10 protein-coding genes are annotated in these 13274 nt (G+C 48.3%); all 10 read right to left on the bottom strand.

The genetic code is table 11. From position 1 onward, the window contains the following. Nucleotides 1-1306 (bottom strand): type I glutamate--ammonia ligase (gene glnA / locus BBG47_RS19040; protein WP_065293011.1); only part of this gene is annotated, 1306 nt, incomplete at its 3' end. 42 nt (nucleotides 1307-1348) lie between these two features. Further along, entirely contained in the window at nucleotides 1349-1759 is a 411-nt protein-coding gene (locus BBG47_RS19035; RefSeq protein ID WP_065293010.1) for a MerR family transcriptional regulator, read from the bottom strand. Between the two features lie 200 nt (nucleotides 1760-1959). Next, the gene (locus BBG47_RS19030; protein ID WP_254659865.1) at nucleotides 1960-3216 is read right to left on the bottom strand and encodes a methionine gamma-lyase family protein; all 1257 of its coding nucleotides are present in this window, start codon (nucleotides 3214-3216) and stop codon (nucleotides 1960-1962) included. 39 nt (nucleotides 3217-3255) lie between these two features. Continuing rightward, nucleotides 3256-4542, bottom strand: coding sequence for a GTPase HflX (gene hflX / locus BBG47_RS19025; protein ID WP_065293008.1), 1287 nt, complete (start codon nucleotides 4540-4542; stop codon nucleotides 3256-3258). An 82-nt stretch (nucleotides 4543-4624) separates the two neighbouring features. Beyond that, on the bottom strand, nucleotides 4625-5608 hold the full coding sequence (locus tag BBG47_RS19020) for an AAA family ATPase (protein ID WP_065293019.1): 984 nt from the start codon (nucleotides 5606-5608) through the stop codon (nucleotides 4625-4627). 307 nt (nucleotides 5609-5915) lie between these two features. After that, a complete protein-coding gene (locus BBG47_RS19015; protein WP_083189459.1) occupies nucleotides 5916-8633 on the bottom strand; it encodes a penicillin-binding protein 1A in 2718 nt (905 codons plus the stop codon). Between the two features lie 207 nt (nucleotides 8634-8840). Next, nucleotides 8841-9080, bottom strand: coding sequence for an RNA chaperone Hfq (hfq, locus tag BBG47_RS19010; RefSeq protein ID WP_005549853.1), 240 nt, complete (start codon nucleotides 9078-9080; stop codon nucleotides 8841-8843). Between the two features lie 50 nt (nucleotides 9081-9130). Continuing rightward, nucleotides 9131-10072, bottom strand: a complete 942-nt coding sequence (gene miaA, locus BBG47_RS19005) for a tRNA (adenosine(37)-N6)-dimethylallyltransferase MiaA (RefSeq protein WP_083189458.1) — start codon at nucleotides 10070-10072, stop codon at nucleotides 9131-9133. Next, the gene (locus BBG47_RS19000; protein WP_065293007.1) at nucleotides 10065-10856 is read right to left on the bottom strand and encodes a class I SAM-dependent methyltransferase; all 792 of its coding nucleotides are present in this window, start codon (nucleotides 10854-10856) and stop codon (nucleotides 10065-10067) included. The genes miaA and BBG47_RS19000 overlap by 8 nt, the downstream gene beginning before the upstream one ends. 56 nt (nucleotides 10857-10912) lie before the next feature. Further along, nucleotides 10913-13246 (bottom strand): DNA mismatch repair endonuclease MutL, encoded by a 2334-nt coding sequence (gene mutL / locus BBG47_RS18995; RefSeq protein ID WP_065293006.1) that lies wholly within the window; start codon nucleotides 13244-13246, stop codon nucleotides 10913-10915. Between the last annotated feature and the right edge of the window lie 28 nt (nucleotides 13247-13274).

The following is a 13274-nucleotide window of genomic DNA, read 5'->3' as shown; positions in this document are numbered from 1 at the left end:
CGCGTTCCCATTGGTGAACTTGCGTTCTGTACATATCCCATTCAATTTCTTTCAATTCCAAGAAGTGCTGCAATGCATGATCACCCAGTGCATCGCAAATCGTCTCGTCGCGCAAAAGCTCTTCCAATGCTTCCTTCAAGCTGGATGGCAAGCTTGGGATGCCCTCCGCCAGACGCTCTTCTTCTGTCATGACGTAAATGTTACGATCCGTAGGAGCTGGAAGGTCTGACTTCTTCTTGATTCCTTCCAATCCTGCTTTTAAAATTACCGCTAGAGCCAAGTACGGGTTCGCCGCTGGATCCGGGTTGCGAACTTCAACACGCGTGCTCAAACCACGGGACGCTGGGATACGAACCATTGGACTGCGGTTGCTTGCAGACCATGCCACATAACATGGAGCTTCATAGCCAGGAACTAAGCGCTTATAGGAGTTGACCGTTGGATTCGTGATTGCCGCAAATCCGCGAGCATGCTTCAATACCCCCGCCATAAATTGACGTGCTGCCGGACTCAAGCCAAGCTTATCGCTTTCATCGTAGAACGCATTCTCCTTACCGTTGAACAAGGAGATGTTGCAGTGCATACCTGAACCGTTCACACCGAACAGCGGCTTCGCCATGAATGTAGCGTGCAAGCCATGCTGACGAGCAATCGTCTTCACGACGAGCTTGAAGGTTTGAATTTGGTCTGCTGCCTTAATCGCATCTGCATATTTGAAATCGATCTCGTGCTGACCAGGAGCTACCTCATGGTGAGAAGCTTCAATTTCGAAGCCCATCTCTTCCAGCTTCAATACGATTTCGCGGCGGCAGTTCTCACCAAGATCCGTTGGTGCCAAGTCGAAGTAACCGCCTTGGTCGTTCAGTTCCATTGTCGGATTACCCTTGTCGTCCGTCTTGAACAAGAAGAATTCCGGTTCTGGACCTACGTTCATGGACGTGAAGCCAAGTGCTTCTGCTTCCTTCAAGGCTTTCTTCAAAATTCCGCGCGGGCATCCTGCAAACGGCGTTCCATCCGTTGTGTATACGTCGCAGATCAATCTAGCGACACGATCTTCCGTTACCCATGGGAAGACAACCCATGTATCCAAATCTGGGACAAGATACATATCGGATTCTTCAATACGCACATAACCTTCAATCGAAGAACCGTCAAACATCATTTTGTTATCCAGTGCCTTAGGCAATTGGCTTACCGGAATTTCGACATTCTTAATCGTACCGAGCAAATCCGTAAATTGCAGACGGATAAATCGTACATTTTGTTCCTTCGCAATGCGTTCAATGTCTTCTCTGGTATAACCCACAGGGTAACATCTCCTTCTCCATAAGCATGATTAGATTCATATCTATTTTGTAAAGAAACGAGACAGTTCGCCTTGGATCAGCGATACTTGCCCCGGTCTATTACCGGCTATAAGCTGCTGCTTCAACATGCGGTGCAATTGGAGATCGGACAATTCCTTGCGTTTGCTCTCCGAAGCTTCACTAAGCACAGTTGCCTCTTCCGATTCCTTCGTTACCGGATTCAGTACCTGCTTAATGCCTGCTATGTTGACTCCCTTTTCAATAAGTGTCTTGATTTCAAGCAATCGCTCTACGTCATTAAAGGAAAAAAGACGCTGGTTTCCAGAAGTACGAGCAGGCATAATTAATTCATGCTGTTCGTAGTAACGAATTTGACGAGCCGTCAAATCCGTCAGCTTCATCACGATGCCGATTGGAAACAACGCCATATTTCTGCGAATTTCATCTCCCACTGCTTATCAACCTTCCAAGTTTGTCATAAAAGAAAGTTTACGTGCTGTGTGCGCTAACTGACATCCTAGTCTAACAACGCCTGTTACGCGCGGTCGTGAATTTACTCCGATCAGAGTACGTGTTATGCCTTTCTTGTTCTCATTTTATCCCCTGGAAGCAAACATGTCAATGGATGTCAGGAAATCTAACAAAAATAATTTTATAGCTCTAGCAAGCCTCGATCAACCATGGTTTGCAGTGCTGTCAGCGCTCCGAGCTTCGCATGCGCATACGTAAGACCACCCTGCATGTAAGCTGTATATGGCACACGAATCGGCGCATCGGCAGACAACTCCAAGCTCCCCCCTTGAATGAAGGTACCTGCCGCCATAATGACTGGATGCTCATAACCAGGCATGTCCCATGGTTCAGGCACGACGTGCGCATCAACGGCCGAGGCTTTCTGAATCCCCTGAACAAACGCGATTAAATGATCGGCTGTATGGAATCGCAAGGCTTGAATCAAATCAGTACGAGGCGCCTTCCAATGCGGTGAGGTCTCAAACCCAAGCTCCTCGAACAAGGCTGCTGCAAACACACTGCCTCGCACTGCTTGTCCAACGATGCTCGGCGCTAAGAAGAGACCTTGATACATCGAACGTGTCATCCCTAACATAGCCCCGACTTCTCCGCCAATTCCCGGTGCAGTTAAGCGAGAGGCCGCTGCTTCCACATACACGCGCTTACCTACAATGTAACCGCCTGTTTCAGCAATACCGCCTCCTGGGTTCTTAATAAGCGAGCCGGCCATTACATCAACACCTAGCTCCGTCGGCTCCTGCAATTCTGTAAATTCCCCGTAGCAATTATCCACGAACACAACAACATCCGGCTTAATCGCTTTTACTTGCCGTACCATCTCACCGATCTGTTCAACCGTGAAGGATGCTCTCCATCCATAACCGCGTGAACGTTGAATGCCTATGACCTTCGTACGCTCAGTTATGCTTTCACGCACATGCTCCCAATCTACATCTCCTGCCTCAGTCAGCGGCACCTCATTATAGGATACTCCCCAATCACGCAGAGAGCCTGTCCCATCATTCTCTTTGCCAATCACCTTATGCAGCGTGTCGTACGGTGTCCCCGTAATGTATAACAATTCATCGCCAGGGCGAAGTACGGCGAACAGAGCCGTCCCAATCGTATGTGTGCCTGATACAAAATGAGGTCGCACCAATCCCGCTTCCGCACCGAACACTTGAGCATATACCTCATCAAGCACCTCGCGTCCACGGTCATTGTAGCCGTACCCCGTCGATCCCGCAAAGTGAAAATCACTCACATGATGCTTCTGAAACGCCTGAATAACCTTCCATTGATTCCGCTCAGCAATTCGCTCGATTCCACGTACCTGCCCAGCAATCTTCTCTTCGATTTGCTGCTCCAATTGCTCCAGTCTTGCTGTAAATTGCATCTTATCCATTCCCCTTGATCCATTCCCATGAAGGAAAGCTTATTTATTGATGTAATCTTTCAACTTATATCCATGCTGCTCAGCAGCTAGCCGATCCAACCGAACCTTAAGCAGCAGATCATTCTCGTCAATCTCCTGCTCCAGAACCTCTCCCAGTCGATAGATCAAAGCAATCAAATCCCCACGATCCGCGGATATTCGGTAGGTAACCGTTTGGCCGGACAATTGATCTTGCACTGCCTGCCGAATACGCTCCAGATCCCCTTCATCATAAGCGCTTATAATAAAGTGATCTTTATCATGCGGCAGCATCTGTCGTTGTTCTGGGGTGCACAGATCCTTCTTATTATAGAGAACAATTTGCGGCTTGGCTCCCGCTCCTAATTGCTGCAAAATATCCTCTACGACCCGCATATGATCCTCTCGCATCTGCGAAGAAGCGTCCATCACATGCAAAATGAGATCAGCCTCATTCACTTCCTCTAATGTCGCACGAAAAGCCGCTACGAGATCATGAGGCAAATTTTGAATAAAGCCAACCGTATCTGTTAAGACCACTTCCTTGCCGCTAGGAAGCTCCCACTGGCGAGAAGTCGGATCCAGCGTCGCAAACAATTGGTTCTCCACATACACATCCGCCTGAGTCAGTTGTCGCAGCAGCGTTGACTTCCCCGCATTCGTATAGCCGACAAGCGCAACCTGGTACGCTCCTGTCTTCTTACGGCGCTCTCGATGCAGATTGCGGTTGCGAACGACTTCGTGTAGATGACGCTTCAAGTCAGTTATACGTCCTCGAATATGGCGGCGATCTGTTTCCAATTGAGATTCCCCGGGCCCTCTTGTCCCGATACCGCCGCCTTGACGCGACAGGTTCTTCCCGTGTCCGGATAGACGAGGGAGCAGATATGACAATTGTGCCAGCTCCACCTGAATGATACCTTCTCTTGTTTTTGCTCGTTGTGCGAAAATATCGAGAATGAGCTGAGTACGGTCTACAATCTTCACATCCAACGCTTGTTCCAGGTTGCGGACTTGAGCGCCAGACAGCTCTTGATCAAAAATAGCGGTCGTTGCACCCATCTCATCAATGACCGCCTTGAGTTCTTGTACCTTGCCTTTTCCTATGAACCATCTAGGATCACGGAATTCACGCTGCTGTGTCATGGTGGTCAACACCTCAACGCCAGCCGTTTCCGCCAGCTGCACCAGTTCGTCAAGCGAATATTGGGGATCAACCCCGCTCCGCTTGACATCATCTGTTATTAAAGTCACGAGCACCGCTCGATCGGGTATATTTTGATTCGTTTGGTGAGGCTCTTTTCGCATTCGCGTACATTCTCCTTATCGGTTCATCATCCATATTTCCATCGAACTATGATCACTGACCATATACGTTGTTCAGTATACCTCATTTTCGCTCCCATTTTAAATCCTCTGGCTTCAATGTCATTAATTCCAGCTTGCCCGGAGATTGCTGCGGATATAGCTGAAGGAGGCGAACCGCTTGATTACGCATCGCCTTTTCCATCACATTTCGAACAAAGCGCGCATTACTGAACAGATTAGGGGCTAGAATTTTCTCATCCAAAATCACCTGTTTTAACTGCGCCTGTGTAGTTGGCATTAGTACATAATCATGATCCTTTGCCATAGATTCTGCGATATGCAGAAGTTCATCTACTGAATAATCAGGGAAATCCACTTGTATTGGGAATCGCGAAGGCAGCCCAGAGTTCGTCTGCATTAACCAATCCATCTCATCCGAATACCCTGCCAATATGAGGATAAATTGATTTTTATGATCCTCCATGGCTTTTACCAAAGTATCAATTGCTTCTTTTCCGAAATCTTTTTCTCCGCCACGGGCCAAGCTATATGCCTCATCTATAAACAAAATGCCACCCATTGCCCTTTTAATTAAATCTCGCGTCTTCTGTGCCGTATGTCCGATATATTCGCCAACCAGATCAGCCCGCTCTACTTCGAGCAAATGCCCTTTGCTGAGCACTCCTAGCTGCTGGAACATTTTCGCCATGATCCTGGCTACAGTCGTCTTGCCCGTGCCAGGATTGCCCTTGAAGATCATATGATATACATGCGATTGGCAGATCAGCCCCGCATCCTGCCGTCTACGATTCATCTGTAAAATCGCATAGAGCTCATAGGCAATGTCCTTCATATGCTTCAAGCCGACAAGTCGATCAAGTTCTTTGCGAACCTCGCCAAATGGCCCATCCTGTGGGACAGCCAAGCTATCCGCTGCTGCTTCTCCATTTGTCTGATTTGCGGCTGTCTCCTGATTGGATTGCTCCACAGGTCGCAGCACGACATTTATTTGACGAGACGGACGTGCATTTCCTTCGGAATTTGCCGCTCGAAGCCTAACATTCATGCTTGTCACCCTTTCGACGTTCATCCTAATCATGTTTCCTCACAACACTGAACACAAATAGTCGATGTTCCAATGTATTCTATCGTCTGACAGGTTATTAGCAGTTTCGTTACTATAGCTATTCCTGAGCATGATTCATATCAAGGGGAATTGCAATCCGAACATGGATACATACTACGTCACAAACATAATCACAAAAAAAGTGTGCAGGAACTCTCTCCTGCACACTCTGCACATCGCCTTACGCTTCCTTATGTGGATGAAGGACACCGCTATTGCTCACGGCTTGCACGGTCTATTTCTTATCTTAAGCAGCCTTATTCGAATTCTTATTCTGCTTGTGATTAATTATCTTCCCAGTAACAGATTGAATTTCTACCGAAGAATCCTCTGCCCCGTTGCCTGCAGACTTATCTTTGCTGCTGTTGTCTTTATCCTTCTGACCGCCAGAGTTAATAATGCGATCCGACCCTTTCGTTCCGAAGCTATTCATCCCTGATGATCCATTAGACGTATTGGAACCCGTCGTATCTGTAGATCCTGAGGAACCATCCCCACTAGATGTCCCTGTAGAACCGCCGTCTCCAATGCCTGTACCGTTATCGCCAGTTTCCGGCTGATTATTATTCGAATCCGGATTTTCCGGTACAGTTGGCGGTGTCGGCTCATCCGGGTTCGTAGGCTGTTCCGTTATCGGCGGATCTACGGCCGGTGGATCTACTGCCGGTGGATCGATTGGCGTTTCCGGTGTCTCCTCCTTAACCGTGACGGAAGATTGATTCGATCTTCCTGACTCTTCGGATGCATTTACCGCTATAACATAGTACGTGTACGTTTCTCCAGGGAAGACACCAACATCTTCAGCGCTGTTGCCCTTCAAGCCTTTGAGCAGCTGTGTGAATGTGTTGTCCTTAGAAGACTTCCGATAAACATGGTAAGAAATATTATCACCAGATACGCTGTTCCAGCTCAGTGCCACACTCTTTGTATTCTCAGAGTACGATGCACTCAACCCGCTAGGCGCCCGCAGTTCTTCCGGCTTTTGTTCCACTTTATCCGGCTTCTTGAAGGAACCCGACTTCTTGCTTTGCAGCGCCTTACCCATAACCTCGCTGAACATTTTCGATGCTCTGCGGCTGCTCTCATGGACAAGGTGATTTTTGTCAGTCTTGTCATACCCCATCCAGACAGCTGCTGTCCATTCCGGTGTATAGCCGACGAACCACGCATCACGGTCGCCCTTGCCAGTGTAGCCTGGCACAGAATACTGCGTCGTACCCGTTTTACCTGCAACAGTACGACCACTGATTTGTGCATTTTTACCCGTACCATTCGTAACGACTTCGCGCATCATTTCAGTCATATAGTAAGCCGTTTTCTCACTCATAACCTTTTTGCCTTTCGGCACGTGATACACATAATAGTCATTGTTTTTGCGGTCTGTAATCTTTGCAATCGCATAGGCATCATAATAATTCCCTCCGTTAGCGAATGCATTATAAGCCTCTGACATATTGATCGGAGTAACCCCGTACGTCATCCCGCCCAATGCGATTGACAAGTTATAATCGTCATTCGTCAGAGGGAAGCCTAGGCTTTTCGCAAATTCAAACCCTTTTTTCATTCCAATTTCATTCAATGTCCATACAGCAGGGATATTGATGGAACGTCTAACCGCTTCCGTCATCTCTACTGATGTCGTGTAGCCCCCAAGGTTCGTAGGACAATATTTGCCGAAGCACTGCTTCTCATTGCTCAATTTCGACCACGGGAAGTACTTGCCCGTCTCCAGCGCTGGCGCATAGGACACGATTGGCTTGAAGGACGATCCCGGCTGACGCTTTACAGTAGCACGATTCAATCCTTTGCGAGCATAATCCCGCCCACCTACCATCGCGATGATGGAGCCATTACTATGATCTGTAATAACCATTGCGCCTTGCATTTTCGTATCATCCGGGCTCTGCTCGAACATATCGTCATTGTTGAACGCATCGTACATAATGCGCTGAGCATTCGCGTCCATCGTCGTATAAATGTGATATCCTCCGCGATACAACTCATCCTCGGTAAGACCCGTTTTCTCAGTCGCTTCCTCTACCATGTAGTCAATGAATGCGTTGTATGCTTCATTTTGCTTATCCTCCGACTTAGCCGCGTGCCCCGACATTTTCGGATCATATTCCACCGCTGCAGCACTCTTCGCCTCTTCAGCCGTAATATAGCCTTGTTCATACATCAGTTGAAGAACAACAGCCCGGCGTTCCTTCGATCGCTCTGGACTCGACAGCGGATTATATCGGGATGGCGCTTTCGGGATAGCTGCCAAAGTCGCAACTTCCCATAGCTTCAGATCATTCAAGTCATCCTTATTGAAATACACCTTAGCAGCAGCTTTAAGGCCATATGCACCTTTACCGAAGAAGATCCGGTTTAAGTACATCGTAATAATTTCATCCTTCGTAAAATGATTCTCCAACGAAAGCGCAATCGACACTTCCGTTGCCTTCCGGAAGAACGTCTTATCACTCGTCAGGAACATATTTTTGGCAAGCTGCTGTGTAATGGTACTTCCGCCTTCTGCAAGGCTTCGTGACACAACGTCCTTAACCATCGCACGCCCAATTGACCACAGATCGACCCCGGAGTGCTCCTTGAAGCGTCTGTCTTCCGTCGCTATGAAGGCATTGCTAACGAATTCCGGAATATCTCTCGGCTCAGCAATCTCTCGATGTTCTATGCCTTTACCAAGCTTAGCAAGCTCTGTACCATTCACATCATATACAGTGGATACCTCAGCCAGCTTGAACATATCAGCATCCTTGTATTCACGCATCAGCCGCTCCCCGTTCAATAATACGAACAAATAACCGCCAACGGCACAGAACACGGCAAATGCCGTCGTGAAAAACATAAGCCAAAACGTCTTTTTCCAAGTCCATTTCTTTTTCTTCTTAGCTTTGTGCTTAGGATTTCCATGTGCCGGTGTGCGCGTACGTTGAGTTGATTCTTTTTCTCTCGTCATCTGCAATCCGACTCCCTTTATTCCTTTGATTGTCTCTCTCTTCATACCCTGTTGAGATACGATTGAAGCATATCCCTCATACTTATACCCAATATGACTACGAATGAAAAGAACAACCCTTCAGGGTTGTTCGGCAGCGACTATATTCCATTAGACGTGATGGAGGGGCAAAAAGTTTCATTGGCAATCTGCCCCAATCCATCTAATTTACGCCTCGTTCTGATGATCTTGCATCAGGGATACGTTACGTTGTGGCGTGAATGTGGAAATGGCGTGTTTATACACCATTTGTTGACGTCCCTCGCTATCGATGACAATGGTAAAGTTATCGAATGCGCGAATGACACCACGAATCTGGAATCCGTTCGTCAAATATACGGTCACTGGAATGCTTTCCTTGCGCAATTGATTCAAAAAAGTGTCCTGAATGTTAATAGATTTATTCATCGTCCGTACCCCCAATAATCATGAGATTGTGTTGAAATATATTCAACCTGTTATCGAAACTTTCCTGCTATGAGCTTACAAATTTGTTCAAATTGTTGATCTGTACAATCTGTTTCTGTGACATCAACCCAGTGAATATCCTTCATGTGCCGGAACCAAGAGAGCTGGCGCTTCGCAAATCTTCTTGTATCGCGCTTAAGCAGTTCAACGGCAGCATCGAGTGACATGTCACCTTCAATATACGCTGCGATTTCCTTGTAGCCAAGGCCTTGCATCGATACGAGATTTCGTGAGTAGCCCTGTTCGAGCAGCCGGCGCACTTCTTCCACCAGCCCCTCCTCCATCATCATATCAACTCTTGCCTCTATTCGTTTATATAGCATCTGCCTATCCATTGTCAAACCTATGATACACAGATCGAACGGCGATTCCTTTTTCTGACGGCCTAATTGCTTCGAAAATGGCTCGCCTGTAAGATGATATACTTCCAAGGCTCTAATTACTCTGCGCTGATCATTGGCATGCAGTTTGTCAGCAGTTTCCGGATCCACTCCCCGCAAGCGCTCCAGAAGCGCTTCTGCACCGTGAGAAGCTGCAAATTCCACCATTTCTTGACGGAAAGCTTCATCTGCACCGTGTTCACTGAATTCATACCCGTAGCATACTGATTCAACATAGAGCCCAGTTCCCCCGACGATAAATGGGGTATGATTGCGGTTCGCGATCTCGTCGATGAGTGTCCGGCACTGAAGTTGAAAATCAGCGACCGAATACGGCTCATCGGGATCTAATATATCCATTAAATGGTGTGGAATGCCCTCTCGCTGCTCTACAGGCAGCTTAGCTGTACCAATATCCATTTGCCGATATACCTGCATGCTGTCACCGGATATAATCTCACATTGGAATTTCTTAGCCAAGTCAAGACTAAGCTTCGTCTTTCCAACCGCAGTCGGACCAATGAGCACAAGCAGCCTCGGTTTATTACTCATCGTTGCCTCCAGCAATGTCAATCACCCCATATGCCAATTTCGCTCCGGACGGTAACACACGGGTGAATCCTAGCCGGGCAAATTCTTCGCTGTTCTTTACTTCCTTCATGACCACTCTCTTGCGCGCTACACGGCAAGCTTCCGCAATCGCTTCATGCGTCAAGGCTTTGTGGTTCGCCATCGTACGCAGCGGATCTATCGATGCTGAGCTTGTAACGGGAGAGCGGAACATTGGATCAAAGTATACTACATCGACGGAACGGCTTGGCAGTGAACTGAGCATGCTTAGATGTTCAGCCTGCTTCATCACAATACGGCGCATCGCTCCCGTAACCTCGTCCACACCACTCTCATACAGCTGCAGCCCTTCGTGCACAAGTGCAAACAGTGACGGCTCACTCTCCAGCGCTGTAACCTTCCCATTAGGGCCTACCGCGACGGCAAACACCAGAGAATCGCCTGCTAGGCCTGCCGTACAGTCTAACACCTCATCGCCAGGTGTAACACCACTCGCTGTAATCATCCCGTCCGCATCTCCGGACAAAATCCGCTTCGCCCGCACATAGGCCATACTCGGATGATAAGTCAGCTCTGTGACCCCTAACTTCAAATAGCGGACACAATCGTTCAGGTAGACGAGAAATTCATCGTCGCCATATCTACGCTGCATGCGAGGCAAGGTCTGATCGCGCCGTTCAGCATAGAACCATCCGAACAGCTTGGCCATCTTCCGCGCCCGCTCCTTAAGCTCTGGTGACGTATACTCGCCTGTCGTGACTATCATTTGCTCCTCCTCATTATATACGCTGTGGAAAGGGAATTACAAATCCCCAGCTATTCTCACATAACCCGCTTAAACATTTTCTCCAGATCGTATGTTGTAAATCGAATGACGATCGGCCTGCCATGCGGACATGTAAATGGCTGGCGGCATGTTCCCAATCGGACGAATAGCGTCTCCGCCTCAGCTGCTGTCAAGCGCTGATTCGCTTTAATCGATGCCTTACAAGAGCACATCGTCGCTGAGGCCTCTCTTAATTTTGCAATATCGGGCGCCTTCTCGCTCAACACCCAGTCCGTCATTTCTTGAATAATATCCGTTTCTTCCCCTTTAGGGAACCAGTATGGATGGGAACGAACTAGGAATGTTTGGCCCCCAAATGGCTCCATGATGATCCCGACCTGCTCCAGCAAATGCATACGGGATCGAATCCGCTCCGCATCAGCAGGGGTAAACTCTAATGTGATCGGCAGAAGCAGCTCTTGAGAGGCTTCTACCGGCTTGCCGAATCGCTCAAAATAATATTCATAATTGATTCGTTCATGCGCTGCATGCTGATCAATTAAATAGAGTCCCTCTTCATTCGAAGCGATCAAGTATGTTCCGTGCAGCTGACCAATGTAAGAAAGTGCGGGGAACTTCGGCAATGCAGCGTTGTCCGTACTACCTTCCTCCGTCAGCCATTCCTTCCATTTCTCCGCACCGGCCTTCACTGCGGCTTGCCCTGCTTGCTGCTTAGCATTCGAATAAGCACTCGTATTGGAACTTCCCGCATTGCGGCTACCATAAGAAGGAGACGTCTCTCGAACTCTCCCCCTCTCTTCTTGAGCGTTCGCAATCAATGCTGTCTCTGCATCATAGGAAGTTGATGGATTCACGTCGTAATCTACAGCTTGCTTGAGTTTCACCGGACTGTCTACGGCAGTCTCGTTACTAGTAGCCGATTCAGCCGACTTAATAGCCACTGGATCTGTACTTGCAGCTACAGCCAGCTCACCCTCGTTCTTGCGACCTATCTCTTGCAGTTGTTGCTGCTCCGTCTTCTGTTCTATCGAGCCACTTAGAGCAATAGAATCAATAGCGGATTCATTTGTAGGTTGCAAGGCTCCTGGAGCATTACGAGACATTTCGGCTGCTGCGGGCTGATTCCATTTCCCCGTTAGTTCAGGTTGTCGCTGAACGTTAGGTTGATGGAATGTATCAGCATTGCTTTGTGACTGCTCTCGATCTTCCTTCGCTAATTGCGCAGCAGAGGACGGATCAGACTCAATGACTAGCGCCCCCATTGGCTTAAATTGCTTCTCTTGATTGGCCGCTATCGTCTCTGCAGCTTCCCATTGAAGCTCTGCTTGCTCGACATACGTTCGCACCTTCGCCTTCTTCGGAGCCGCTTCAGGAATAAGACGCTGCTTATGCAGCAATTGCTTTACGGTCTCTTCGATGAATGCGCACAGCTCTGCCTCTTTGCTGAAGCGAACTTCAAGCTTGGCAGGATGCACATTCACATCCACGAGAGAAGGGTGCATCGTCACATGAAGCACGAGCATCGGGTAGCGATTGATCGGCAAGAACGTATGGTACGCACGAAGTATCGCTTGATTCAGCGGAAAGCTTCTGACATATCTGCCATTGATCATCCATGACATCGCATTGCGGTTTGAGCGCGTTAATTCAGGCTTTCCGATATAGCCTTCCACCTCGAAGTCCAAGTGTTCTCCCTTGACCTGCAGCATCCCTTTCGCTGTCTGAACGCCATATACAGAGGCAATAACCTGCAACAAGTCTCCATTGCCAATCGTTTGCAGCAGGGTGTGCTCATTATGCTTCAAGGTAAACGCTATACTTGGATAGGATAACGCCAAACGATAGATGAGGTCAGAGATATGCCCCAGCTCCGTCTGGATTGTTTTCATATACTTTAACCGTGCAGGCGTATTATAGAACAGTTCACGTACCGTAATCTCCGTCCCTTGCATGGACTGTGCGGGCTCATACGATTTGATCGCACCGCCTTCAATAACAAGCCGCCTGCCTAACCCGCTAGATTCTGTCGACGTTACCAACTCTACCTTGGCAACAGCCGCAATACTCGGAAGTGCCTCTCCTCGGAACCCTAGACTGCGAATCGAGAATAGATCCTTCCCTGTCTGGATCTTGCTCGTCGCATGCCGCAGAAAGGCATTTTCTGCATCATCATCCGCTATGCCGGAGCCATTGTCCTTCACTCGGATGAGCTGCAGGCCCCCTTCTTCAACGGATACATCAATACGTGTAGCTCCTGCATCTATCGAGTTCTCAACCAGTTCCTTCACAACCGATGAAGGACGCTCCACCACTTCGCCTGCGGCAATCTGGTTGGCAATGTGCTCGTCCAATATTTTAATAATTGCCATCTCTCACACCTCCTTAACTCTTGATTTC

It is taken from the genome of Paenibacillus sp. KS1, assembly GCF_001680695.1.
GTDB classification, from domain to species: domain Bacteria; phylum Bacillota; class Bacilli; order Paenibacillales; family Paenibacillaceae; genus Paenibacillus_B; species Paenibacillus_B suaedae.
The sequence above is the reverse complement of the archived record's forward strand: the minus strand, read 5'-3'. Positions and strand labels throughout refer to the sequence as shown.